Here is a 25,010-nt window from a genome sequence, read left to right on the forward strand (position 1 = left end):
CAATGAAACGCGCCCTTGTCCTCGCAATCGCCCTGTTGCTGATCGGTGTCGCAGGCATCGTCCTCGATGGCCTGCGCGACGATGTCCGGATCAGCGATGTCGGTGTAGTCCTCGGCTCGAAGGTCATACCGGACGGCACGCCGTCAGACCGCTTGCGGGCCCGTCTCGACAGGGCCGCCGAGTTGTACCGGCAAGGCATGTTCACGCGCATCATCGTGAGCGGTGGAACGGGTGTCGAAGGCTTCAGCGAGGCCCGGGTCATGGCCGACTACCTGGCGGGCCAGCAAGCCGTGCCCCGTGTAGCGATCCTCATGGACGAGCATGGCGACACCACGGAAGCCACGGCGCGCAACAGCGCCGCCATCATGAAGGCGCACGGCTTCAGAAGCGCCCTGGTCGTCACCCAGTATTTCCACATCACGCGCAGCCGTCACGCGTTGCGACGCGCAGGCGTTGAGGTGATACATACCGCTCACGCCCGCTTCTTCGAAGCGCGAGATATCTACTCGACGGCGCGGGAACTGGTCGCGCTGCCGAAGTATTGGTTGGCAACACCGACGCAACCCACCCTCAGGGAAGTACGATGATGGCAGTCTTGCGGGTGCGTTTTCGCGCATCCCGCATCGGCCCTCTAAGCAAACTGTGCGGTGACCCGCCAGCCGTTTCCGGACGGCACGCTTGAGAACTTCACCGGCAGAAAGCGCTCGATCACTTCGAAGTTGGTCTTCGCGTGAGGCGTCAAGGCCGTACAGGTGTAGGAGGCCTCGCTGCGACGCTTCCACACGGCGAGGGCCAGGGGCAGAACCCACTGGTCGGTCAGCTGCGGGCCGCACGCGGCGTCGCTCAACTGATGCGCCCGCACTTGCCGCATCAGGTTGTGCGCGACCTTTTCGGCGCTGACGCCCTTTTCACCGAACTCGGTGAAGACCTCGGTGACGTTTTCATACACCAGGGTCACCAGCAGCGCGTTGCCAGGCCCTTCGTGTTGACGGGTAGGCGCCTCGCGCAATTGATCGCCACTCCAACCGAGGGCAGCCCCCAGGTGCTCGAGTTCGCGCCGGGCGACGGAGCGTGGCAGCGCTGGCGCAAAGCACTCGGCATAGCCTTCCAGCCTGGCCCCGCGGACGTCCAGGTCGAAGGGCTGCAGCGTGTCCCCGGCGGGCCAGATGGTCACCTCGATCTCCCCACCACCAGCCGGATAGAAGCCCAGACGACGCAGGTTCAGCTCGGCGTTGGCGCCGAGCCTGCGCATCAGCGGCGCATAGCTGCGCGCCAGGAAATGGAACGGCGGGGCCATCGGGTTGTGGGTCCCGCCGCCCAGCTTCAAGCGGCTCGGGGCATCGGCCATCAGCAAGGCCGGCCACACGGTCTGCAGTACCAGCGTGCAGCTGCCCGCCGTACCGACGTTGAAGTGGTAGTCGCCCGCGCGCACCTGGCCGGGCGTGAAGCGCAGCGACTGGGCGTTCAGTTCGGCCCCATCGACTTCAGCAGCGCAGACCTCGGCCGCTGCGTTCACGCACGTCAGGTGTTGCCGCATCAGGCCGGGCTTTGCGCGGCCGGCGCGAATCCTGGTCAGCGTGAAAGGCTGGCCCGTGCACATGGACAGGGCCAGCGCGGTGCGCAGGATTTGTCCGCCGCCTTCGCCAGCGGCGCCATCGATCTCGATCATGTTCTTCCCTCTTCTCTTCTTGTTGTTCTAGGCCTGGGCCTCGAAGTGCAGTACCGCGTCATGCAGGTAGCGGTCGAGCCCGCCCCTGTCCGCCTTCGGCCCTTTATCGGGCCTGTGCGCCATGGCCACGGCCAGTTCGCGCTCGATGAAGTCGTGGATGCCGACCCAGCGCGGGCTGGTCGCGGACTCTCCGGCACGCATCTTGACCTCGAGCAGCATGTTGATTTCGTCGAGCAGGGCACGGTCGGTCAGCATCCGGCTCGCCAGCTCCGCGAAACGCATCGGCGGAACCCCATGCCCTTCGCGTATCCAGCGTGCGGCCAGCAGCGGGCGCAGGACATAGAGGTATTTCTTGTACCGGACACGCTCGCCGTACAGATGCTCCCGCAGGTTCTTCCTGGCCATGGACACATAGTGGTGATAGCCCCGTACCGGCGAGAAGCCCTCTTCGGCCAGCCCCCGCAGGCGCCCCACCCAGGGTGTCTCCTGCCGGTAGACGATGGGCGAGCGCAGCCATTCGAGCAGGGTCGGATTGGACTCCCGCAGCAAGTGCAGCGCCTTGCGCAGATCCCAGCCGCAGATGTCCAGCTCACCGCTGATGGGCTGTTCGATGACGTCGCGGCCGGGCTCGACGGCCAGATACCAGGGCAGCCGATTGACATACACGAAGCGCACGTCGTAATCGCTGTCGGGCGATGCAAAGCCCCAGCCGCGGCTGCCTGATTCGCTGGCAAACAGCACCTTCACCTGGTGCCGGCGCTCCAGCGCCGCAAGCTCGTCCAGCACGGTGGCACGCATCTCGTCCGAGACAGGATGCGCGCTCAGAACGGTCTCTTCCTTCATGCTCTCCCCACTACTTTCTCCTGGGCGGGGGAGAGCACAGCGCCCTCCCCCATTCAACCCTTCACACAGACCACCTGCTTCAAGGTGTGCACCACTTCGACCAGATCCTTCTGCGCCGCTATGACAGCATCGATATCCTTGTAGGCCATCGGGATTTCGTCAATGACATTGACGTCCTTGCGGCACTCGACGCCGGCGGTCGCCTTGATCTGGTCGTCGACGGTGAACATCTTCTTGGCCTTGGTGCGGCTCATCACGCGGCCGGCACCGTGGCTGCAGCTCTCGAAGCTCTCCGGGTTGCCCAGGCCGCGCACGATGTAGCTGCGCGCGCCCATGCTGCCTGGGATGATGCCCAGCTCGCCGCGCTTGGCGCTCACCGCGCCCTTGCGGGTCACGAACACGTCCTGCCCGAAATGGCGCTCCTGCTGCACGTAGTTGTGGTGGCAGTTCACCGCCTCCACGTGCGACTCGAAAGGCTTGTGGATGACCTTGCGCACCGTGGCGATCAGGTTGGCCATCATCACCTCGCGGTTGCGCATCGCGAACTTCTGCGCCCACGACACACCACGCACGTAGTCATCGAAGTACTGGGCGCCTTCCTCGAAGTAGGCCAGGTCCTTGTCGGGCAGGTTGCGCTGATGGCGCTCGGCATCCTTTTTGGCCAGTTCGATGAAGTGCGTGCCGATGGCGTTACCCACGCCGCGCGACCCCGAATGCAGCATGAACCAGACAAAGCCTGCTTCGTCGAGACAGACCTCGATGAAGTGGTTGCCTGTTCCCAGGGTCCCCAGATGCTTGTGGTTGTTCGTGTTCTTCAGGCGCGGGTGCAGTTCGCACAGGGCGTCGAACTCGTCGACCAGCGTGGCCCAGGCCTGATCCACCAACGTCGGCGGGTTCTCCCAGCTGCCGGAGTCGCGGCCGCGATGCCGGGGTACGGAGCCGTGCGGAACCGCCTGTTCGATGGCCGAACGCAGCGGCCCCAGGTTGTCCGGCAGGTCTTCGGCGCGCAGCGTGGTCTTGGCGGCCATCATGCCGCAGCCGATATCCACGCCCACCGCCGCCGGGATGATGGCCTTGAGCGTCGGGATCACCGAACCGACGGTGGCGCCGATGCCCAGGTGCACGTCGGGCATGGCCGCGATGTGCTTGAACACGATGGGCAGGCGCGCTGCGTTGGCCAGTTGTTGCCTGGCCTCGTCCTCAACGGGGACGCCCTTGGTCCACATCTTCACCGGCACACCGCCGGGGACGTCTTCCACGTTGTAGTTCTGGTCTGACATGTTCTTCTTCTCCATGAAGGGAGCGGTGACAAGGGTCGATGAAATCTTCACTCCGCCATCCATTGCTGGACCGGGATTTGAACCCGGGACGCCCGGCGATCGCTCGCCGGGCACGCAGTGGAAGCCGCGTGCGTCTACCTGTAATTCCATCTGCATTCACCGCGAAACAGGGGATGCCAAGTTGCGACAAGGGTTGGTGAAACATCGTGCTCTACCACTGAGCTACGGCCCCCCTGATGCGGGACCGGTGGGACTCGAACCCACGACATCGAGCGTTGGAGGCTGTAGTTCCACCTGCATTCGCAACAAGGCATCTCAAACGGCGCGTCGGCATTCGTCATGCGACGACGGCATCCATAGTGGTTGGTATTCCAGGCGACAAGAGCTGCAAGAGCGGCCTACGGAGTCTCCGTTGCGGGCCTGCCGACCCGCGCGGCCAGGGGGCTGTACTCCTGCATGCATTCGCCTGGAACACCTCCCAAATCAAATCATCTATTGCGCAGCGAGCGACACCTTCTCGATCTCGCCGACCCAATGCCCGGCCTCCATCTTGCCGGCGGCAAAGTTGGCCAGCATGGTGAACACCGCATCCGAGAAGCCGCCGACATTCAGGATGTCTTGCCGCTCGGCCGCCTGCGTGGTCGCCGTCGGCTGGACGTCGATGCACACCAGGCGCGCGCCCGGGTTGCGCCGCTTCAGCACGTCCCATTCGCGCAGGGTCTGCGTTGTGCCACGCCGTCTGGCATCGACCCAGGACTCGTTGTCGGAGACCAGGATCACCAGATCCACCGACGCACGCTCGCGGTTCAGCAGCGCCAGCGGCGCACTGCAGCTGGTTCCACCACCCCCGATACTGGCCAGGGCCTGCGCATTGGTCATGACCGAATCCCGTGCGTTCAGCGACAGCTTCACCACATCCTGCTCGAACGGCAGCACCCGGGCCGACGGATTCCTGCGGAGCACGGCTGCCGCCACCAGCGCGGCCACATCGATGCAGCGGACGCGCGAGCTTGCCGAACCGCGCTGGCCAGTCACGGCCGAGCTCATCGAACCCGACACGTCCGGGCACACCACCACCCGCCCCTGCAAACCAGGCACGTTGGCCAGCGCGAGCTCCATGGCATCCTGCAACGCCTCACGGACCACGGCGGGCAGCGCCTCTCCAGCAGCCTTGAAGGCCGCCAGCAGCTGGTACGGCATCACCCGCGCCCTTGCCACCGCATGCGCATCGCCCAACTTGGCGGCGGCCACCTCGGCCATGCCGGGGAGATCAAACACACCGTGCCGGGCAAAGGTGTTGAGGTTCTGACGCACCATCTGCCAGGAGCCCGAGCGAGCGATCTGCGCCCATTGGGCCGGGTTCAGCGCCAGCGCCGTCAACATCTGGAACGGCACGTCGGGCACCTCGGCGGCAACGCCCTGGGCGCTTTCGCGCTTGAAGCGCTCGAAGGCCTGGGTGATGGGCGGCAGCAGCGCTTCATCGACCGGCTTGCCGATCAACCATGCGAACCAGGCCGCCCGCCAGGCTTCGGCCGGCTTGGGGTGCACCATCTTGACCACATCCGCCAGCGACGGCGTGTTGCCGACGGCGGCGTTCAACAGCTGCTTTTCGGTGGCAGTCAGCAACCAGTGCTGCACCAGCTTCTTCGGACGGGTTCCCAGCGACCTGCGCCCCACGGCGCCGCTGCGCAGGATCTGCACGAAGTTGCGCAGCATCTTGCCGTTGTCCACCACCCGGGAGAACACCTGGTTCAGCAGCGCGACGTCACGCACGGCCAGGCTGGCCGCCAGCAGGGCCGGCATGTCCTTCATGTGGCCCGACTCACGGCCATAGATCGCCGCTCTCGCGACGAAGGACACGTCCAGCTCCTGGACCAGCGCCATCACCCGGTCGAGCTGGTCTTCGGCGTTGGCATAGAAGGTACGGCTCAGGCAGCCGGTGGCCGCGAGTTGCGCCAGTTGATGGCGGGCACTGAAGGCATAGGCCGGCGCCTGCTCCGCATTGCACGTCACCGCAGAGGGCGACATGGCACCCTTGAGTGTCTGGAAAAGCTGCGTGTTGACCATGGCATTCTCCTCTGTGCATTCAACCCGTTGTTCATGCTTCCTTCTTTGCAATGGGTGTGCCAGTTCTTCTCAACTCTGGAGAGATCAATAACAAGACGCTGATTTACAAAGAAATAAATCCTATGAAGCCAAAGACCATGTGGTTTTCATGATTCCAAACAACTACGCATGCGCTAGAATTTTGACTAGCTATTTATATGAACAGATATGGTCAGGAAAAACGTCGTCATCGGATTCATGGGTACCCAGCTGGACTCGGGCCAGGGGGCCGGTCGGTGGGAGAAGTGGCGCCCGACGATCTCCCTCGTCCAGCACGAAGACACGCTGATCGACCGGATGGAGTTGTTCTACGCGACGAAGTACGAGGCGCTGGCCCAAACCCTGGTGCGCGACATTGCCAACGCATCGCCCGACACCGTCGTGAACCTGGTGCGCATGGACCTTGCCGATCCTTGGGACTTCGGCGAGATGTACGCGGCCCTCTACGACTGGGCGCGGAGCTACCGCTTCGACCCGGCCCATGAGCAGTATTGGGCCCACATCACCACCGGCACGCACGTGGCGCAGATCTGCATGTTCCTGATGGTGGAGTCGCGCTTCATTCCCGGCGTACTGCTGCAGACCGCCCCACCCAGGAAACAGGGCCCCGGGAATCCGGGCAGCTATACGCTGATCGATCTGGATCTCTCCCGCTACGACGTGCTGGCCCAGCGCTTCAACCAGGCGCATGCGGAAGCCCTGGCGTTTCTGAAGAGCGGCATTCCCACCCGCAACAAGCGCTTCAACGCGCTCATCGAAGAAATCGAACGCGTCGCAGTGCGCTCCCAGGCGCCCATCCTGCTGACCGGCCCCACCGGAGCCGGCAAGTCGCACCTCGCGCGGCGCATGTTCGAGCTCAAGAAGTCACGACACCAGGTGCAGGGGGATTTCGTTGAAGTGAACTGCGCCACGCTGCGCGGCGACGGTGCGGCGTCGACACTGTTCGGCCACAAGAAGGGGGCGTTCACCGGCGCGACCGCCGACCGCGCCGGCCTGCTGCGCACGGCCCACCAGGGCGTGCTGTTTCTCGACGAAATCGGCGAACTGGGGCTGGATGAACAGGCCATGCTGCTAAAGGCCGTGGAGGAGAAGCGCTTCCTGCCGGTGGGCAGCGACCGCGAGGTCAACAGCGACTTCCAGCTGATCACGGGTACCAACCGGGACCTGCGCATCGACGTGGCCCAGGGCCGCTTCCGCGAAGACCTGTTCGCACGCATCAACCTATGGACCTACACGCTGCCGGGCCTGGCCCAGCGCCCCGAGGACATCGAGCCCAACATCGACCACCTGCTCGTGCGGGCCGCCACCGAAACCGGCCGCGCCGTTCGCTTCAACACCGAGGCCAAGGCCCGCTACCTCCGGTTTGCCCGATCAGCCGATGCCCCCTGGAGCGGCAACTTCCGCGACCTCTCGGCCAGCGTGACGCGCATGGCGACACTGGCGGATGGCGGGCGGATTTCAACCGGACTGGTCGATGCCGAGATACAGCGGCTCCAGTGGCAATGGCAGTCGGCAGCACAAGCGCAGGTGCCCGACGTCGATCTCGACGTCCTGCTGCCGGCCGAGGCTGCCAGCCAGCTGGACCTCTTCGACCGCCTGCAACTCGAAGCCGTCATCCGGATCTGCCAGCAATCGCAGACCCTCTCCGACGCCGGCCGCCGGCTCTTCGACCAGTCACGCAGCCAGCGCGCCGTGGTCAACGACGCAGACCGGCTCCGCAAGTACCTGCTCAAGTTCGGGCTGACGTGGGATGCGCTACACCGGCGATAGAAAATTTGGCTGAAACGAAACCGGGCTTGCCCAACCGATACACTTGCCAGGCTTCAACCGAACAATGTCATTCAGCTAGAAGGCCATCACCCACTGCCGCAATTGCGCCACCGTCTCCGGCAAACCTTGCTGAAGCAGCGTGTCCAGATACGCCTCCTGCGTCTTCGGCGGGTTCTTCAGGCTGGCGCGATGTCTTGCCACCGCTGCCAGCACCTGTGCCGGGTTCAGGTCGATCAGATGTGCGATGAACTCATCCGGATGCAGTGCCTCCACCTCGTACTCATCCAGCGCCTCAATCACGCTGCTCTGGCTGCGGATCGCCGCGGCCAGCACGTGCCGATCATCCTCATCCGGCAGCCTCAGTCCCTGAATCAGGTACTCATAGCCTTCCACCAGACTGTCACGCACCTTGCTGTCCATCAGCTCGCGTGTCCGCTCCAGTTGTTCGGGCTTCAGATCAGGTCGGTTGGCCAGCACATTGCGCATCCACTCCGCGTGAATCTGCTGCGTCCACTTGGCGCGGTACAGGTCGCTCATTGCCAGGTGCATCAAGAGATCGCGCAAGGGTGCCGGATACAGCACGCACGCGTCGTACACCACCGAAAAACTGGTCATTTCAATAGCCCATGTTCAATTCCTGTGCCTGGGCCGTCAGTTCCTCCAATGCCTTCATTCGTTCCGTATCGATGCGGTTCTTGTAATTCACCAGATCCTGGTAATACACGCGCCGATGGGTACCCACCTTGTGGAAGGGAATGCTCCCACCATCCAGCAACTTGACCAGATACGGACGGGAAACATTGAGCATGTCGGCCGCCTCTTGTGTTGTCAGCTCCGCATGCACCGGGATCAGGCTCACTGCATTGCCCTGCGCCATCTCGGCCAGGATGTCGATCAACAGGCGATAGGCTGCAGTCGGTACGCGCACCGCCTCATGTTCGCCGCCCTGATCGACGACCCGGATTTCCTGGGTCTCTTCCTGGCTGCTGAGATACAGGGACAGCAATCTGCTGCTTTCCTTGGCCAGCGTCGCTTCGGCCTCCGTCGGGAGGTCGGGTCTTACCTTTGTGTTCATGATTCGCTCAGAGTCGGTATCGGTATCAATGTCAGCGCTGGAGTCCGTGATCTCGTTCAGCGTGATATCCGTTCAGGATCAATGTGAGCTCAAGTATCGGTCGGCGGGCTGTTCGCGAACCGGACCTCGCAGGGTTCCGGGCGCAGCCATCTCTTGCCGTACATTGACTATAAACAAACGAAATAAACGAAACAAGCGAAACAGGCACACGCACACCGCCCCAACTATTTTTCCCCGCCCCACAATATCCGCGCCTGGCGTTCGTCTACCCAGGCATGGACGCATCGTTTTCACTTCCTCTGCCCAACGAAGAGCCCACGCCGATGGCCGAGCAGGACCGACGCCTGACTGAGACCATCGCCCGCGAGAGCGGGCGCTTGGGCAGCTTCATCCGTCAGCGGGTGCCGGATTCGGGCGAGGCAGAGGACATCCTGCAGGATGTCTTTTTCGAGCTGGTCCAGGCCTGGCGCCTGCCGCAGCCGATCGAGCAGGTCGGCGCGTGGCTGTTCCGGGTGGCGCGCAACCGCATCGTGGACCGCTTTCGCAAGCGGCGCGAAGAGCCCCTGCCGCTCACCGGGCCGGAGGATGGCGACGACGACGCGCACTGGCTGGACGACGCGCTGCCGGCCGGCGACGGCGGGCCCGAGGCGGCGCACCTGCGGCGGCTGTGGCTGGAGGCCATCACGGCGGCCCTCGACGAGCTTGCGCCGGGGCCGCGCGACACCTTCATCGGCCACGAGATCGACGGGCGCAGCTTCAAGGACATGGCGGCCGACAGCGGCGTCCCCCTGAACACCTTGCTCGGCTGGAAGCGCCAGGCGGTACTGCACCTGCGCGAGCGCCTCCAGCCCCTTTACGACGAACGAAACTGAACGGGAAACCATCAAGATGAAATGCTCTACCGAGAAATCCGGCTGCGTGTCGCGCTGCATCAAGATCGGCCTGCTGGCCGTGGCCGGCGTCGGCGCCCTCACCTGGGTCGTCATGGAATTGTGGAACTGCCTGCTGCCCGACCTGTTCGCCGGTGTCTCGCGCATCGGCTACTGGCAGGCGCTGGGCGTGCTGGTGCTCAGCCGGATCCTCTTCGGCGGGCTGCGCGGCGGCTGCCACGGCCATTGGCGCGAGCGCCGGGCCCAGTGGGAGAGCCTGACGCCGGAAGAGCGCCAGCAGCTCAAGGGCCGCTTCCACAGCCGCTGGGGCAACTGCGGTGCGCCGAACAAGGTCGAAGCACCGGAGAACACCGGTGGCAACAGCGATCAAACCTCCGGCACCGCCTGAAACAACCAGAACGGAATGCCCCCCATGCCCCAGACTCGAACCGAGACAGCACCTTCAAGCAGCCAGACGCGGCTGCCCAGCCACCTGCGCCGCGCGCTGTGGCGCATGCTGCCGCTGATCGCCGCCCTGCACGCCTACATCGGCTGGCGGCTGCTGCCGCCCCTTGACCTGGGCCCGGCCGGCCTGGCGCTGGCCATCGGCGGGCTGGCGCTATCCACCGGCCTCATGCCGCTCGGCCTGCTGGGGCGCTTCCTTGTCGTGAGCCAGGCGCTGGCCGACCGGCTCGCCTGGCTGAGCAGCCTGGCGATGGGCTGGCTGTCCTCGGTGCTGGTGCTCACCGTGCTGCGCGATATCGCCCTGCTGGTCGCCGATGCACCGTCGCTGGCCGAGCCGAGCGCCCTGGCCGTCGTCGGGCTGGCCAGCCTGTTCACCGTGGTCGGCTATTTCAATGCACGGCGTCTGGCCGGCATCGTCCGCGTGGATATCCCGCTGGCCGATCTGCCGCCCGAGCTGGCCGGCTTCACCATCGTCCAGCTGAGCGACATCCACGTCGGGCCGACGATCAAGCGCGACTACGTGCAGGCCATCGTGAACCGCGTCAATGAACTGGATGCCGACCTCGTCGCCATCACCGGCGACGTGGTCGACGGCAGCGTCGACCAGCTGCGCGCCCATACCGCACCGCTGGGCGGCCTGCTGAGCCGGCATGGCAGCTATTTCGTGACCGGCAACCACGAATACTATTCCGGCGCTGCGCCGTGGATGCGCGAGTTCGAGCGCATCGGCCTGCGCGGGCTGCACAACCGCCACGTGGTCATCCACCACCGCGGTGGCCGCCTCGTGCTGGCCGGCGTGACCGATTATTCCGCCGGCGCCTTCGACGCCGCCCACGCCAGCGACCCGCATGCGGCGCTGGCCGGCAGCCCCGCCGACCTGCCGCGCATCCTCCTCGCCCACCAGCCGCGCTCGGCCCCTGCCGCCGACGCCGCCGGCTTCCACCTGCAGCTGTCCGGCCACACCCACGGCGGCCAGTTCTGGCCGTGGAATTTCTTCGTGCCCCTGCAGCAGCCCTTCACCGCCGGCCTGCACCGCCACGGCGGCCTGCAGGTCTACACCAGCCGCGGCACCGGCTACTGGGGGCCGCCGAAACGCTTCGGCGCGCCGTCGGAGATCACCGTGCTGCGGCTGGTTGCGGCTTGATCGGCCTGCCCTACCCGCCTCAACTTCCCTTGCCCGCATTCATCTGCCGGACCAGCCGCCAGACCATTCCGCCGAGGATGGCGACGCCGAGCAGCAGCACGCCCCACAGGATGTAGGTGCGCTGCCGGGCCGCGGCGGCGGCCTGACTGGCGGCGCTCGCTGCGGCGGCATCGCTGCGGCCGACCTGCAGCTCGCCGACCTGCGCCTGCTCCAGCTGCCTGAGTTCGACCGGGGTGAATCCCGGGGCCACCTGGTCGAGCGTCCGGTTGACCGGGGTCGCATCGCTGCGACCGAAGCTGAGGGTATAGGGCGGTGTGCCACCGGCCAGGAAGATCAGCGTCGCGGCCTGCCACGACAGCCCGAGCTCGGGTTGAGCGGTCGCCGCGGCATTCAGGGGCCGGATCACCCATTCCTGCTGATGGCCGAGGCCCAGGCCGATACCCACGGCGCCCGAGCGACGGGTCTGGCCGTCCTGGGTGATCCGATAGAAGGTGGCCTGGGAGCGCGGCTGAAAGACCCACTCGGTGGTTTTGCCGGCCTGGCGGCTGGGGCGTTCGACGTAGGCGCCGAGGGCCATCGGATAGACGATGTTCGCCTCCTGCAGCCCGAGGCTGAACTGCTCCACCGGCAAGGCGATTCCCGCCGCGTAAACCAGATCGCCGGGCTGCCTGCCGGCCACGGGCTTGATCCACAGGGTTTCGCGGGCCGGCTCGCTGCTTTGCGGCTTGACCGTTTCCGCCGTGATGCCCGGAAACAGGATCGGCTCGCCCCGGCGCCAGCTCAGGCGCGCGTAGCGGAAAGACTGCGGACCCAATTCGAGGCGGTCGCTGGCCAGGGTCTGGGCGCCATCGTTGCGCAGCCAGCTCAGCTCGGCGACGCCGGCGGTGTGCCATTGCTTGAGGTCGTCGCTGGTTTCCAGCCAGACCTCGGCGCTGTAGCTGCCCTGCCCGCCGGGGGCCTGGAAGCGCAAGGCTTCGATGCGCAGCGGATCGTTGTCGTCGCCTTTGGCCGCCGGACCGAAATCCAGGATCAGCTGGCTGATCGCGACACGGTCACGGTCCGGCACGCTGCCGGTCCGCGCCTGCACCGACTGCACACTGCCATCGGAGCGGGTCTGGATGTCGATATCGATCGGCGCCCTGCCGGCAGTCGTAGACGCCCCACCGCGGACCGGAAAGATGCTCGCCGCCAGAACGCCACGCCGGGCCGGCTGCTCCGCCGGCGGGCGATACAAGGCATGCGGCTGGACCACGCCCTGCGCATCAAAAACCCGCAGATCGTCGAGCTCGGCCGTTCTGGCCTTGAGATAGACAGTCTGCGGCAGGCGCAGGCTGACCACGCCCTGCTTGCCGTTGACCTGCAGGGGCAGCGCGTAAGCGTAGTCCGCCGGGGTGTCCGACTTCACCGCGGCAGCGGTGGACGCCGCCACGGCCGGGGCGGCGAGGCTGGCCACCAGCAGCACAGCGGGAAAGGCCAGGGCTCGCGGTGGGAACATGGCTGTCATTGCGCGGCGGACGGTTTCTTGTCGGTGGGTTCGGTGGGAAATGGGGCCAGATACCCGATGGCCAGCATCAGGACGCCGACGCCGAGGAAGGAAACGATACGCTCGATGCCACCGATGTTGGAGAGGTCCACCAAGAACAGCTTGAGGATGACCAGCCCCAGCAGCCCGGCCCCCGCCATCCAGGGCTTGCGCAGCAGGCGCCGGGCGGCGAAGCGCATCAGCACCAGCGCCGTGGCGCTCCATACCAGCGACAACATGGCCTGAACGAATTGCGAGCGGAACAGCGCTTCGCTCTGGTAAGGGATGTCGAGGAAGTGGGCGGCGCTGCGCAGCAGCATCAGGTTGAACCACACGTAGGCGGCGCCGGCCGCCAGCTGCGGCAGCCAGTCCGGCAGCCGGCGTTCGCCGCCGGGCGCGGTGAGCCGCCAGGTGGCCACGGCGAGCAGCGCGGCGTAGCCGGTGGTGAGGTCGAGGGGGTTGAGCAGCGGCAGGTAAGGCAAGGGCGCCATCAGGCCGTTCTGGGTGAAGTTCCAGATCACGGCGACCCCGACGGACCACAGCGTACCCAGCGGGATGAACACGCTCCGGTACCAGTCGGCGATGGGGGCGGTCGGCCAGCGCTCGCTGCGGGCGCGGGGGATCAGCAGCGCCACGTAGGCCATCATTGCCCAGGCCGGCAGGTAGCGCGCCCAACTGCCGGCCGTGAACCAGCCGCCGGCGGCGAGGAGTTCGGCCTGTTCCGGCGAGTCGGCCTGCAGGCCCAGGATGACCAGATGGTGCCCGAGCGGCCACAGGATGAGCCACGGACCGACCGTACGGAGGGCGTGCAGCACCCGCAACAGCCGGGGCTGGCGTGCCGGCAGCAGCCAGCCGGCGCGAGCGGCATCCCGCAGCAGCCATTCGCTGGCGGCCCACAGCGCGACAAAGGCCAGCCACACCGGCCACGGGGGAATGGCGAGGTGGTTGCCGAGCTGCTCGAGAATCCGCAGCGTGGCGTGGAGCAGGCCCGGCCACACGGCGGCGGCGAGCCAGCGCAGCTCACCCCATTTCCAGCGCGTGGCCAGGCGGGCAAAGAGCGGCGCGGCCAGCGCCAGGAAGAGGCCATAGAGGGGATGGACGGGCGGCCAGGCGGTCTCGCGGAACAGATTGTGGCTGGCGAGAACCTGCTCCCCCCAGCCGTCGAGGCTGCCCAGCACCCAGGCAAACCACCAGTAGGCGGCCCAGCCGAGCAGGATGCGGGAATGCAGGCGATAGCGGCCTTCCGGCTGGCGCAGGAAGGCCCGGCTGCTGACCCCCGCGCCCAGCGCAAGCAGCAGGCCGCCGAGGAAGCCGGTGTCGAAAAGATTGTCGCTGACAAGCTGCCCCGCCACGGTGAAATCGAAATCCAGCAACCAGAAGAGGGCCAGACCGGCCAGCACCTGCGGAACCAGCGCGAAATAACGCGCGATGGGCCATTCCAGGCGCCCGGCGATCACGCCGAGGATGGCGGCCACAGCCATCGCGCTCAGCACATACAAGGTATGCGCGTGCGCGCCGCCGTGCAGGAAGATCTCCGACCAGGCGCCGGCCAGCAGCCACAGCGCGGCAAAGAAGAGGAAGACGGTGGCCAGCGTGGCGGCGATCGGGACGGATGCCCCTTCGCCGGCGTCGGCAAGGCTTTCCTTGCGGAAATTCATCGCCATGACGAAGCCGGTACCCGCCAGCAGCAGGAAGCCGAGCCACAGATTGGACTGGGTGGCGACGTCCGGTTGCAGGCCGCTGACCGATGCCACGTAGGACACCCAGGCGCCGACCTGCACCAGCACGCCGAACACCCAGGCCAGCGTCTGCTTCTGGCGCAGGCCGACCCACACGATGCCGGCCCCTTCCAGCGCCCAGGCGGCCGAGGTCCAGCGGCCATCGAGGGCAAACGGAATGGCCAGGGTGCCGAACACGATGCCGAGGGCCAGGAAGGATTCGACCAGCAGCTTCAGCGTGTCGCCGCGGCGCCGCCACAGGGCCACAGTAAGGCCGGTGTAGAACAGCCCCAGTGCCAGCGCCGAGAAAGCCAGGCCGAAAGGCGTGTCGCGGACGAGGCCGTATTGCAGGCCGAAGGCCAGCAGCGGCGTGCCGAAGACCAGCGTGCCATCCACATAGTGCTTGAGGCGCGGCGCCTGGCTGCCGGCGTAGAGGATGGCGATGGCGACGTAGAAGACGAAGAACAGGATCAGGAAACCCTGCGCCGAGAAATAGTCTTCCGGCCGGTAGCGCAGCACGCCCCAGGCCGTGCCGATCAGGAAGGTGAAGGCGAAGCCGAGCAGGTTGAGCAGCCGCCACGAACGCTTGAGCGCGATGGCCAGAATCCCGGCGTTGAGCAGCGCGTAGTACGAGAACAGGCCAATATGGCTGCCCTGCCCGGTGGAGGTCAGGATCGGCGCCGCAAAGCCGCCGACGATACCGAACACCGCCAGCCAGACCGCATCCTGCAGGACCGCCAGCAGGCAGGTGAACAAGGTCAGCACGAACAGCAGCGCGAAGGCCAGCCCGCCCGGAATCAGGTCGTACAGACGGAAGGCACCGAAGGTCACCAGCATCAGGATGCCGAGGGCCGCGCCCTGCACCGGCAGGCTGATCGACGCGCGGCTTGCGCGGATGCGCCAGCCCCACAGCAGCAGCGCGATGTCGGCGACCACGATGCCGGCCAGCCGCAGCTCGATCGGCACCGAGACCCGCGCCGCGGCGTACTTGAGCAGGAAGCTGACGCCGAAGAAGAGAATCAGCAGGCCGACCTTGGCGACCAGATTACCGCCGAACAGCCAGGCCTTGGCGGCTAGCAGCCAGGCCGGTGGCGGCGCTGGTTCGTAGGCTTCCGGCGGCGGTGCGGGCCGGACGGGCTCGGCGGGCGTCTCCACGGTGCCGGGCATCGTCGCCGGCTCCGGCTCATAATCGGCCACGGCCTCCACAAGCGGAACCGGCTCCCGGTCCGGCAGCGTCGGCACGAACACTGGCCCATAATCGATTTCGGCAGGGACCGCCGCCGGGTCGCCGCCGGGCGTCGGAACCACGGACGCTTCGGCGGGCCACACGACGGGAACCTCCGGCGACTCAGCCGTCCGGGCTGCACTGGCCTGACGATAAAGCTGCTGGATCCGCTCCTCCTGCAGCAGGACCTTTTGCTCCAGGTCCCCCAGCCGGCGCCGGGCACCGATCACCAGGAACAGCAGCACGATGGGCGCGATGACAAAGGCGAACGCCAGCAGGACGAGCAGGGATTCCATACGGATCTTCCGTGCAGGAGGGGTGTGCCGGATTATCACATGGGAGTAATTTCCGCCGTGTGCACAACGCTTTTGGCAAGAGGTGAGCAGAATGACGAAAACCCAGTACTACACCGCCTCCAGTCTCGATGGCTTCATTGCCACCGAGGACGACTCGCTGGAATGGCTGTTTCCCCTTGGCGATCTGAACGCGTCCAGCTATCCCGCCTTCATCGCCGAAGTCGGCGCGCTGGCCATGGGGTCCTCCACCTATGAATGGATGCTCCGCAACGCCGACCAGGTGGCCGCCGAAACCGGCTCACCCTGGCCCTACTCCCAACCGGCCTGGGTATTCACCACCCGCCAGCTCCCTGTCGTCGAAGCGGCGGACATCCGCTTCGTCAAAGGCGACGTGCGCGAGGTGCACCAGCAGATGCGCGCCGCCGCCGGGCCGAAGAACATCTGGATCGTCGGCGGCGGAGACCTGGCCGGGCAGTTTCATGACGCCGGACTGCTCGATGAAATCATCATCCAGATCGGCTCCGTGACCCTCGGCAAGGGGAAACAGATCTTCCCACGCCGCGTCCTGAGCCCCACGCTGCGGCTGGTGTCAGTTCGCCAGATGGGGACCAGCATGGTGGAACTGCGGTATGAGATTGGGAAATAGCGGAAGTCCCATTTTGATAGAGCGTCCCAGCCCTTTATGGAGCAAGTGTGCCGTTACGACGCCAACCAGCACGACATACGCAACGGCAAGAAACACCTGCCCCCTGACCCGGCTGATCCTCTAAGCGCGCCCCCGCGCCCGCAAGGCCTCGAACAATTCCTGCACCTCCTCCGCGATCATCGCGCAGGCCCACAGGTAATTGTCTTGGTAAGTGGGACTGAGACGCCGAAAGGCGTCGCCCGAACTGCCGAAAGTCACGGCAAGCAAAGCCTGGAGCTGGGCCTGACGGGCGGAAAGCTGGTCGGTGAGCGCCAAATTTCCAACTTCGTCGTTGAGCAGGTAAAGCGGATCAGCTGTTGCGGGAAACTCCATCGGAGTGCTCATGCGATACTCCTTCCGATGACGATCGGATGACATGCGGGCATGACACTGCTAGGACGGAGACGGTAAAGCTGGGTTCGGGCAAGTGGGCCCATTTCGCGGTGGTGCATGGTGATAGCTCCTATGTCTGCGATATGGATTTCCGCGCTCTCGTTCCAATGAGGGCGGCGGAACCGTACGGGGTTGGAACTACCGGGACATAGGAACCGGCCAGCCTCACGGCTGCCCCGCACGGCCCGCCATAGGATGGACGCAGCCATGCACCAATAGAAAAAACCGCGCACAGCGCGGCCTGATCGTATCGGCCTATGTCGATCCGGGGTTCCAATCCCGGTCACCATTGTTTAGGTAACGAGTGAAGTATCGGCCTGAGTTACAGCGGGGGTCAAGATTTGCGGCGATCCCGGCCAACTGGCGATCCGCCCCAACTATCCGGTTTTATCCTGAACAAGATAAAACCGGATAAAACGCGTCAGACCTGGACAGACTCTCGCCTCTCCGACTTGAACCTTCGATGCGCGGAGCCGAACGCTTGATGCCGGGATTTGAACTCGCTTCCCTCGGAGCTGAGCATTTGATCCCGCGATGGGAGTCCACTTCCCTCGGAACTCAGCATTTGATCCCGCGATTGAAGCCCGCGTCCCTCGGAGCTGAACTTTTGATCCCGCGATTGAAGCCTACTTCCCTCAGAACTGAGCATTTGATCCCGTGATTGAAGCCCACTTCCCTCAGAGCGAAGCGCTAGAGGCTGCGACATGAGCTGGCTCACCCCTGATTGAAGCCCGTTCATGTCCGGAGGAGGCTAGCTTCCCAAAAAATGAAACCCGTGCCGCCCAGAGCAACACGGGTTTCGATCCGGGCCTCGCGCACTCCCCTGCAAGCGAGGACCATCAGGCCGGAACGGCACCCGTTTCATCGCGACGCCGACTCTGCCCCTTGAAACGCGTCAACGCCTGAGCGCGGAGTTCATCCAGTGCCGTGCCCTTGCCCGCGAGCTTGGCAAAACGGTAAGCCTCCAGCGCCGCAGCGTAGATGTCGCTGCCCAGCGCCATCTCGGTGTCATCCCCGCGCTGGGTCAGCGCGGTCAGACGGGCCAGCACCGGACGCAGGCGATCCAACGCCTGGATGTCCGCGCCAAATTCCTTGAGATCGAAAGTCCCCGGCAGGATCTCCGGAGACTGGGCGATCACGTCATACGCCTTGCGCGCGAACATCTCCGACTTCGGCCCCATCTTGCTCAGCTCCCGCCGCTGATCCACCGACAGGGAAATCAAACCCGCCAACTGCTGCTCCAGCACCTCCAGGGCCTTCTGGACCAAGTCGATCTGCTCCGCGGACAGCGGCAGTGAAATCACGTTCTGGGTCATCCTCTCGCTCCTTCTCGGCTTGCCGATTCATGACATTGGCACGAAATTGTGCGAGGGGGATTCTGGGAGAAGGGTGTAGAATATGTCAATTAGATTATCCAGAGCTCGCCGAATGCTCGATGACGGAATCTCTAGTGTGGCTGACGCAAGCAATGAACCCCAACGAAAGAGAAATAAATATGTACTGGCGTCTGTTCGTTCGTGAGGGAGACAGTCTCACCCCAGGCGGGGGCAGAGTGCGCCCGAATCCTCAGCAGTGGTCAATAACCTATGATGGGAAACATGGTTGCTTCGAGGGCGACCCAGTGTATTGCGATACCTGCAAAAGTTGGGGTGTGACTAAGTGCGTACCGCCCTACCATCCCCATACAGGAGCAGACGGCCGACAAGCGAACTTGGACGGGGATCTGTGTCTTTGCAAATGCCCGACGCCGCCACGCCTCAAAGCATTATCTGGCAAGGCCCGTATGAGCTTTGAAGGCCATGAGATTGCACAAATGGCCGGTGCAGAAGGGTGGCTTGCGCATGCGGGTCACACATCGGTTCCAGTAACGGCCAAGGCGTTCAACGACTGGTTCCGTCTGGTCGACGACGAGACAGGAACCCCCTTGGCCCACTGCGAATACGTGGTGCACCGGGCAGACGGCCGATCGGAATACGGTGTGACAGATGCCCAAGGCTACACCCACCTGGTGGGTAATACGAACAACGCCGAGGGTATCCGCATCGAGATGGGTGATTGGGAGGATTTGAATGAGCAATAGTGCGGCCCGTAGGGCTCATCATTCCTCACGCGTACCGCTGATGGCTGCAGCCAATGCGACCACCACGTCTGCCGGCGATACCGATCCGAAGACGCTCAAGATCGACAAGAAGGCCGTGCGGCGTGCGCAGAACGAAGAATTGTTGAAGAACAAGAATGTGCAGGCGTTTCTGCAAATGACGGCCAAAGCCGAGGGGGGTGACTATCACGCCAAATTCGGATGGGTTCGTGGCAAGGACGCCTGGACCTTCTCCGACGAATCAACTCACCCCGGAGTGGGCAAAGACGGCCATACGACTGCGGCAGGGCTTTACCAAATCAACCGCGCCTGCTGGACAGAACATGGGATCAAATCACAAGGGTTGGTCAACTTCTCTCCGCACACGCAGGACTTGATTGCGGTCGACAACATTCGCAGCTTCAAGATGATCCAACACATTGTCGACGGCGAGATCAAAACCCCCATCAAGGTACTACTGACGAGAAAGCAATGGACTTCGTTCGGTGTGCACAAGTACGAAACGCTGGAAGCTTGGTACAAAGCAGCTGGCGGCACGCTCAAATGACGTCGAAGTTCGCTTGGTTGGCCTTGGTTGTTTCCATCGGAGCCCAGGCCTCTGACCCCATCCTGACGACACAAACTGACGACAACACAAAATCAGGCTGGAGTTTGCCCAGTGCCACAGTCGCGCACTCGATCTTCGGGTCTCTTGATGCCGACCTGAAGAGTCTCTTGGGCGACTATTTCAAAGAGCATAAGGAAATCAGGGACAAACGAACTATTCTCGCCGCAAGAAACGTTGCCATTTGTTCAGCGTGCCCAGGCAAATATGCATTCATCAGAGCATCGGCCGAGCACTTCTCGCCACTGGCTGGAGCGCACACGTTCTCCTATTGGATCGTCGATGACCGCAATAAAGTCTTGCTGTACGGCGGTGCGGATCGTGTCGATGTCGTGGCGACAGACAAATCTTTCGCGTCGGTCGATGAAACTAACTGCACGGCGATGAAGTGCTACAAGACACGCTACGACTTTGATGGGAAGCGCTACGTGCCGGGGGGATGCCAGGAGTTCGACATGGACGGGCGTAATCTTGGGCGCTGTAAGCTTGACTAAAGAGGTACTAAATTGAGAGCTCTGAGCTCTCTCACTTTTGCGCCTTCCTGCCCTGTTTCGGCAGCACTTTGGCGGCGTCTTCCAGCATCTGCACGTTGTGCATACTGCCCTCGGCCTCCAGCAGGGCACGACGCTGGGCCGCAAAGCGCTCGTATTCCGCGTCAGCATGCGCCATGGCCTGCTTGTGCGACCGACTGCCCGCATCTTGCAAGACTTCGCGTTCGTTGAATCTCAGGAAATCATCGAGTTTCGTCTCCCAATCCTTGAGGAAGACCGCTTTACGGCGCCTCGCCTGATCCTCGGCGAAATCCAGCCACATCGTCACGATGCGGTTCAGTTCTTCAATCTCACCTTCGAACAGGTAATTCTTTGCCACGCGTACGTCTGCCTTGCTCACACGCCCGGTCTTCGTATGCGTCAGCCCCATGTTCGGCGCCAATGCGTCGGCCCGGGCCAGAATCAACTCCGCCGCCGTCATGCCGGTGACCGCAACGTGCAGCTTGTTCTGGATGGTCTGGAAGAACTGCGTGGTTGCCGAGAGACTCGGCAAGTAGTCAGATGCCATCGCAAAGATCTCGCGCACCCGCAGATACATCCGCCGCTCACTGGCGCGAATGTCACGGATGCGGTCGAGCAACTCATCGAAACGGTCCGGCGCGCTCGACGAACCCACCGGAGGATTCTTCAGGCGCTCGTCGTCCAGCGTGAAGCCCTTGACGAGGTATTCGCGCAGCCTCTCGGTTGCCCAGCGACGGAACTGCGTGCCCCGCACCGAGCGCACCCGGTAGCCGACGGCGAGGATGGCATCGAGGTTGTAATAGGTGACGCGGTAGTTCTTACCATCAGCGGCAGTTGTCATCCATTGGTTGACAACTGAATCCCCTTCCAACTCACCTTCAGCAAAGATCGCTTTCAGATGCTTGGCAATGTTCTGCTTGCTAGTCTGGAACAGTTCGGCCATCAAGGCTTGGGATAGCCACAGCGAATCGCCGGCAAAACGGCACTCGATACGCGTATTACCATCGTCACTCTCGTACAGCAGAAATTCACCGGCTGGGGTGTTCATTGGCTAGTCCGTCCTTCTGTTCGACACGCTCTTCTTTGTGATGCATTAGGTCCTCAACGCAATACAGTTCGAGTTAGTTTGCAGACTCAGGTTGCTTCTCGGGTAGGCACCGTACAGCGGTCTCCAGCAACGTGACACAACCATCGAGATCACGACGGATCTCATGTTCCCAAATGCGTACAACACGCCATCCCATCGCGATCAAGGCGACGTCAACTTCGGCGTCACGTTCTCGATTACGTGCAATCTTGGCTGCCCAAAAATCAGCACGGGTTTTCGATCGAGTACCGTGCTCTGGACATCCATGCCAAAAACAGCCATCAACAAATACGGCAACCCTTGCCCTCACAAAAATGATATCGGGCCGTCCTGGCAACCTCTCTTTAGTCTTAAGGCGGTAGCGCACCCCACGACGCCACAAGGCCTTGCGCAGCGCAAGCTCAGGCTCCGTACCATGCTGCCGAACACGCCCCATCAACCGACTTCGAGCCTCTGGGGTTAGACGGTCGACCATCAATTATCACGCTCCTTCACAACTCACACGAATCATCTTAGTGGCATAATTCTCTGCATACCAATCTTATCGGACTGAACGATGGCACGAAAGCATAGCGATCAACAGGGTGAGTTGGATCTTCCAAGAACTATCGAAGAACAAGAAGCGGTAGACAAGGACATTCACGAAAAACAAAAGATCACCGATCACGAAATAAGGGAATTCCCTGTGAGCGTCATTGTCGACAAATTCATTCACGGTCTGGAGAACGACGAAGCCGAACTTTATATCCCAGATTATCAACGTGAATTCGTATGGGATGACAGACAGCAATCTCGATTCATCGAATCTCTTCTACTCAACATACCCATCCCATATATATTTGTCGCAGACACGGGGGCGGGCAAGTATGAAGGTCGTCTAGAAATTGTCGATGGCAGTCAGCGTATACCTTCGCATGATCGAACTGACAGAAATGGCAGACGAAGAAACTCGACGAGAAATCTTCGATAGATTGAACACAGGCGGAACCAAACTGGTCCCAATGGAGCAGCGCCGAGGAAGTCTTGATGGCAAATTCCTTACATTCATCCAGGGCTGCGCAAAGAAGCCTCTCTTCCGGGAACTTTGCCCAGTAAGCAGAGTGCGAGAAGATCGAGCCGAATACATTGAACTGGCATTACGCTACTTTGCTTACATAGAGAAATATCTGGACTTTCAGAAGTCAGTAGAGGAATTTCTTAACGAATTTCTAGCGAACGGCAACAATGGATTCGAAGAAGAACGTCTTCGTAATGAATTTGAAGAAATGTTGGTTTTCGTCAAAACTTACTTCCCGGACGGATTCCGCAAGAACGAAAAGAATACCTCTGTCCCACGCATCCGCTTTGAAGCCATCTCCGTCGGTGTTACGTTGGCACGCCGTATCAATCCCAATTTAGTTCCCGAAGATCCAACTTCATGGCTGCATAGCAAAGAATTTATCCGCCACACCCGCTCGGACGCCAGCAACTCTAAACCACGAGTACGGAACAGAATTCATTTTGTAAGAGACAATCTTCTTGGCGTAGCTCCAGAAGAGGAAGATGAAGAATGATCCCAACACGAGAGCTTTTTGACGAGCGGTCGCTTGAGATTCATCTTTACTTTGACCTGCTAGATGACTTAATCGACAAGGAAGCCCGGCTAATATTTCCCCTACCTTTGAATTCTCCGCCAGAAACAAAGCCGCAGGAAAAATCTCTACCAAAAGACCTGACGCATACACTCAAGGCCAACGGTATGTTATTGCTCTACAACCTTGTAGAAGCGACTATGACTTCGGCCATCGAGGATATTCACAATGAGATTGAAGCAAATAACGACATCGGAATTGATGATTTAACTGAACCACTGAGAAGACGGGCTATCGAACGATTTAGACCAACTACAGAAGAGTTGGCCACACATCTTTCACATCCACTCAGCCAATCCATGCTCCGGCACTGGATCGATGACCATCGAAAATCTGCAAAAAGAGAAAAAAATCCTCTCTTCTCCGGGAACATTGACGCAAGAATGATAAGAGAGATTGCCGCGATGTATGGATTCTCAGCAAATACGAACAGTGAAAAGACTCAAAATGGTGGCAACCTTGTAAAGGTCAAAAAGAAGCGCAATGAACTAGCTCACGGTAGCTTGGCATTCAAGGAATGTGGCCGAGAACTCTCCTTTGACGAACTGATTCGCATCAAGGACGAAGTCATCTATTATCTCGGCGACATCCTCAAAAATATCGAAACTTACCTCTACGAATTACAGTATTTGAACCGTCCACGAACACGGCAAGAACAATATCAGGGCGAGGAGCACTCAGCGTAATGCTGCTTCACGTGTTTGACGAAAACCCGGCCTATGGCTGCACCCAACTTAGGCGGCACCGCATTTCCAATCCAGCGCGAAACGCGCTTCATTGGTATCTCATCCCCCTCTGCAACGAAGCGGTACTTCGCCGGAAACGATTGGAAGATAGCAGCCTCTCTTAGCGAGATTGCGCGATCCTGGTCAGGATGGCCAAAGCGGCCATTTCCAAAACCATAACAAAGGGTTGTCATGGTAGGCGCTGGCTGATCCCAACGCATACGTCCATAGACACCCGCTGAGTGCTTGCCACTTTCCCGGCGATGGCACTCCGCCACCAGTTCGTCAGGCCAATCCCTCCATGTACCGCCTTCCTTTGCAGCACGGATACGCTTCAGATTCAGCTCCGACAACTTTGCTGCTCGATGAAGTGGGTCGTTATCGTGACCTTCACCGGCACCGATTTTCGGTAGATCAGCAATCACTTTCCGCACAGTAATCCAATTGTCTGGACCACGGTGAGTCGGCTCAGGCAGCGAAATTGGTCCCAATCGTGACGCGACCAAGACCAACCGCCGCCGCTGCTGTGGAACACCGTAATCTGCGCAGTTCACCACACGATAGTCGAACTCGTATTTAGCGGTCGCGAGTATGCTCAAGAAAAGCGTGAAGGGTTCTTCACGCTCAAGTCCCGGCACATTCTCCATCGTTACCAACTCTGGACACGTCTCTTCTACAAGACGAGCGAACTCTTGTAGCAAACCCCATTTCGCATGTCTGGAGGTCAAAGATGTGCGGGTATATGACGAAAACGGTTGGCATGGAGCACAACCAGCTAGCAGACGTACAGCCCCTCCTTTGTTCCGCCAATACTTTCGCAATTCATCTGCCGTCAGGTTACCGACATCCCTCGCATAGAACTTAGCACCCGGATGGTTTTGCTCGAATGGATATCTACACAGCTCCTCGACGTCAACTCCCGCTGACACCTTGACCCCCGCCTCGCGCAGACCACACGTTAGCCCGCCCACACCACAGAACAGATCAACGGCTTCAATTTTCATGCAAAAACGCTCCCACGCGGACTGAACCGACAAGTAACACTTAGGTCAGCACAGCACATGAAAGAGCAAAGAAGATCAGAAAAAAACGCCGGTGATAACAAGCCACACCCTTGTCAGATGACATAGTTAGTGAAAATGGCCTGCACGGCAGGAAACGAGTTTTTCATTTGCTCTGTCATCGAAGCAGTCATGGTGTGCCAAGTAAACGAAAAAAATCGGGCATTGATGCCACTGTTACTGAATAAACCTAGCCTTAAGGCCAGCAATGTTTCGGTGGGTTATACAGACA

At 62.0% G+C, this 25,010-nt stretch carries 25 protein-coding genes; 12 read left to right on the forward strand and 13 right to left on the reverse strand.

The window, feature by feature from the left end; genetic code table 11:
- Window positions 1–2: 2 nt before the first annotated feature.
- Window positions 3–587 (forward strand): YdcF family protein, encoded by a 585-nt coding sequence (locus AC1PQG_RS23810; protein WP_481120210.1) that lies wholly within the window; start codon window positions 3–5, stop codon window positions 585–587.
- A 44-nt stretch (window positions 588–631) separates the two neighbouring features.
- On the opposite strand, the gene rtcA is transcribed toward AC1PQG_RS23810, so the two are convergent.
- From rtcA to AC1PQG_RS23830, 4 genes are all read right to left on the reverse strand, one after another.
- Window positions 632–1,669: an RNA 3'-terminal phosphate cyclase gene (gene rtcA, locus AC1PQG_RS23815; protein WP_481120211.1), complete on the reverse strand. Its 1,038-nt coding sequence runs from the start codon at window positions 1,667–1,669 to the stop codon at window positions 632–634.
- A 27-nt stretch (window positions 1,670–1,696) separates the two neighbouring features.
- The gene (locus AC1PQG_RS23820) at window positions 1,697–2,512 is read right to left on the reverse strand and encodes a nucleotidyltransferase domain-containing protein (protein WP_481120212.1); all 816 of its coding nucleotides are present in this window, start codon (window positions 2,510–2,512) and stop codon (window positions 1,697–1,699) included.
- Between the two features lie 53 nt (window positions 2,513–2,565).
- Window positions 2,566–3,843 (reverse strand): RtcB family protein, encoded by a 1,278-nt coding sequence (locus tag AC1PQG_RS23825; RefSeq protein WP_481120213.1) that lies wholly within the window; start codon window positions 3,841–3,843, stop codon window positions 2,566–2,568.
- Window positions 3,844–4,284: 441 nt separating this feature from the next.
- Window positions 4,285–5,859, reverse strand: coding sequence for a vWA domain-containing protein (locus AC1PQG_RS23830; RefSeq protein ID WP_481120214.1), 1,575 nt, complete (start codon window positions 5,857–5,859; stop codon window positions 4,285–4,287).
- Between the two features lie 207 nt (window positions 5,860–6,066).
- On the opposite strand from AC1PQG_RS23830, the gene rtcR reads away from it, so the two are divergent.
- On the forward strand, window positions 6,067–7,668 hold the full coding sequence (rtcR, locus tag AC1PQG_RS23835) for an RNA repair transcriptional activator RtcR (protein WP_481120215.1): 1,602 nt from the start codon (window positions 6,067–6,069) through the stop codon (window positions 7,666–7,668).
- 75 nt (window positions 7,669–7,743) lie between these two features.
- On the opposite strand, the gene AC1PQG_RS23840 is transcribed toward rtcR, so the two are convergent.
- Both AC1PQG_RS23840 and AC1PQG_RS23845 read right to left on the reverse strand, forming a co-directional pair.
- On the reverse strand, window positions 7,744–8,283 hold the full coding sequence (locus AC1PQG_RS23840) for a VapC50 family PIN domain-containing toxin (protein ID WP_481120216.1): 540 nt from the start codon (window positions 8,281–8,283) through the stop codon (window positions 7,744–7,746).
- Between the two features lies 1 nt (window position 8,284).
- Window positions 8,285–8,743 (reverse strand): helix-turn-helix domain-containing protein, encoded by a 459-nt coding sequence (locus AC1PQG_RS23845; RefSeq protein WP_481120217.1) that lies wholly within the window; start codon window positions 8,741–8,743, stop codon window positions 8,285–8,287.
- A gap of 275 nt (window positions 8,744–9,018) precedes the next feature.
- Between AC1PQG_RS23845 and AC1PQG_RS23850 the strand changes: the two genes are divergently transcribed.
- From AC1PQG_RS23850 to AC1PQG_RS23860, 3 genes are read left to right on the forward strand one after another with little or no spacing between them, the layout of a single operon-like run.
- Entirely contained in the window at window positions 9,019–9,615 is a 597-nt protein-coding gene (locus AC1PQG_RS23850) for an RNA polymerase sigma factor (RefSeq protein WP_481120218.1), read from the forward strand.
- Between the two features lie 16 nt (window positions 9,616–9,631).
- The gene (locus tag AC1PQG_RS23855; protein WP_481120219.1) at window positions 9,632–10,021 is read left to right on the forward strand and encodes a hypothetical protein; all 390 of its coding nucleotides are present in this window, start codon (window positions 9,632–9,634) and stop codon (window positions 10,019–10,021) included.
- Window positions 10,022–10,045: 24 nt separating this feature from the next.
- Window positions 10,046–11,221, forward strand: coding sequence for a metallophosphoesterase (locus AC1PQG_RS23860; RefSeq protein ID WP_481120220.1), 1,176 nt, complete (start codon window positions 10,046–10,048; stop codon window positions 11,219–11,221).
- A 19-nt stretch (window positions 11,222–11,240) separates the two neighbouring features.
- On the opposite strand, the gene AC1PQG_RS23865 is transcribed toward AC1PQG_RS23860, so the two are convergent.
- The gene (locus AC1PQG_RS23865; protein WP_481120221.1) at window positions 11,241–12,716 is read right to left on the reverse strand and encodes a DUF3999 family protein; all 1,476 of its coding nucleotides are present in this window, start codon (window positions 12,714–12,716) and stop codon (window positions 11,241–11,243) included.
- Between the two features lie 5 nt (window positions 12,717–12,721).
- Window positions 12,722–15,982, reverse strand: coding sequence for a DUF2339 domain-containing protein (locus tag AC1PQG_RS23870; protein WP_481120222.1), 3,261 nt, complete (start codon window positions 15,980–15,982; stop codon window positions 12,722–12,724).
- Window positions 15,983–16,073: 91 nt separating this feature from the next.
- On the opposite strand from AC1PQG_RS23870, the gene AC1PQG_RS23875 reads away from it, so the two are divergent.
- The gene (locus AC1PQG_RS23875) at window positions 16,074–16,628 is read left to right on the forward strand and encodes a dihydrofolate reductase family protein (protein WP_481120223.1); all 555 of its coding nucleotides are present in this window, start codon (window positions 16,074–16,076) and stop codon (window positions 16,626–16,628) included.
- Between the two features lie 120 nt (window positions 16,629–16,748).
- Here the strand turns inward: AC1PQG_RS23875 and AC1PQG_RS23880 are convergent, their stop codons facing one another.
- Window positions 16,749–17,012: a hypothetical protein gene (locus tag AC1PQG_RS23880; protein WP_481120224.1), complete on the reverse strand. Its 264-nt coding sequence runs from the start codon at window positions 17,010–17,012 to the stop codon at window positions 16,749–16,751.
- Between the two features lie 887 nt (window positions 17,013–17,899).
- Window positions 17,900–18,376 carry a hypothetical protein gene (locus AC1PQG_RS23885; protein WP_481120225.1) on the reverse strand — a complete coding sequence of 159 codons (477 nt, stop codon included), beginning with the start codon at window positions 18,374–18,376 and terminating at the stop codon, window positions 17,900–17,902.
- A gap of 467 nt (window positions 18,377–18,843) precedes the next feature.
- Between AC1PQG_RS23885 and AC1PQG_RS23890 the strand changes: the two genes are divergently transcribed.
- The 3 genes from AC1PQG_RS23890 to AC1PQG_RS23900 are packed head-to-tail and all read left to right on the forward strand — an operon-like array spanning window position 18,844 to window position 20,256.
- Window positions 18,844–19,140 carry a hypothetical protein gene (locus AC1PQG_RS23890; protein WP_079434481.1) on the forward strand — a complete coding sequence of 99 codons (297 nt, stop codon included), beginning with the start codon at window positions 18,844–18,846 and terminating at the stop codon, window positions 19,138–19,140.
- Window positions 19,130–19,705, forward strand: a complete 576-nt coding sequence (locus tag AC1PQG_RS23895; RefSeq protein ID WP_481120226.1) for a lysozyme family protein — start codon at window positions 19,130–19,132, stop codon at window positions 19,703–19,705. Before AC1PQG_RS23890 ends, AC1PQG_RS23895 begins: the two co-directional genes overlap by 11 nt.
- Window positions 19,702–20,256 (forward strand): hypothetical protein, encoded by a 555-nt coding sequence (locus AC1PQG_RS23900; RefSeq protein ID WP_481120227.1) that lies wholly within the window; start codon window positions 19,702–19,704, stop codon window positions 20,254–20,256. The genes AC1PQG_RS23895 and AC1PQG_RS23900 overlap by 4 nt, the downstream gene beginning before the upstream one ends.
- A gap of 31 nt (window positions 20,257–20,287) precedes the next feature.
- On the opposite strand, the gene AC1PQG_RS23905 is transcribed toward AC1PQG_RS23900, so the two are convergent.
- Together AC1PQG_RS23905 and AC1PQG_RS23910 are read right to left on the reverse strand one after the other, a co-directional pair.
- On the reverse strand, window positions 20,288–21,322 hold the full coding sequence (locus tag AC1PQG_RS23905; RefSeq protein WP_481120228.1) for a virulence RhuM family protein: 1,035 nt from the start codon (window positions 21,320–21,322) through the stop codon (window positions 20,288–20,290).
- A gap of 73 nt (window positions 21,323–21,395) precedes the next feature.
- Complete coding sequence (locus AC1PQG_RS23910; RefSeq protein WP_481123056.1) at window positions 21,396–21,836, reverse strand: very short patch repair endonuclease; 441 nt, start codon at window positions 21,834–21,836, stop codon at window positions 21,396–21,398.
- An 81-nt stretch (window positions 21,837–21,917) separates the two neighbouring features.
- Between AC1PQG_RS23910 and AC1PQG_RS23915 the strand changes: the two genes are divergently transcribed.
- Genes AC1PQG_RS23915 through AC1PQG_RS23925 form a run of 3 tightly spaced genes read left to right on the forward strand, consistent with a single transcriptional unit; the run spans window position 21,918 to window position 23,678 of the window.
- Window positions 21,918–22,331, forward strand: a complete 414-nt coding sequence (locus tag AC1PQG_RS23915; RefSeq protein WP_481120229.1) for a DUF262 domain-containing protein — start codon at window positions 21,918–21,920, stop codon at window positions 22,329–22,331.
- Window positions 22,276–22,914, forward strand: a complete 639-nt coding sequence (locus AC1PQG_RS23920; protein ID WP_481120230.1) for a hypothetical protein — start codon at window positions 22,276–22,278, stop codon at window positions 22,912–22,914. Before AC1PQG_RS23915 ends, AC1PQG_RS23920 begins: the two co-directional genes overlap by 56 nt.
- On the forward strand, window positions 22,911–23,678 hold the full coding sequence (locus AC1PQG_RS23925; RefSeq protein WP_481120231.1) for an MAE_28990/MAE_18760 family HEPN-like nuclease: 768 nt from the start codon (window positions 22,911–22,913) through the stop codon (window positions 23,676–23,678). Before AC1PQG_RS23920 ends, AC1PQG_RS23925 begins: the two co-directional genes overlap by 4 nt.
- Here the strand turns inward: AC1PQG_RS23925 and AC1PQG_RS23930 are convergent.
- Window positions 23,654–24,721 carry a DNA cytosine methyltransferase gene (locus AC1PQG_RS23930; RefSeq protein WP_481120232.1) on the reverse strand — a complete coding sequence of 356 codons (1,068 nt, stop codon included), beginning with the start codon at window positions 24,719–24,721 and terminating at the stop codon, window positions 23,654–23,656. The two genes, AC1PQG_RS23925 and AC1PQG_RS23930, sit on opposite strands and share 25 nt — an antisense overlap.
- Window positions 24,722–25,010: the final 289 nt, after the last annotated feature.

Source organism: Zoogloea sp. GDB6 (assembly GCF_056724105.1).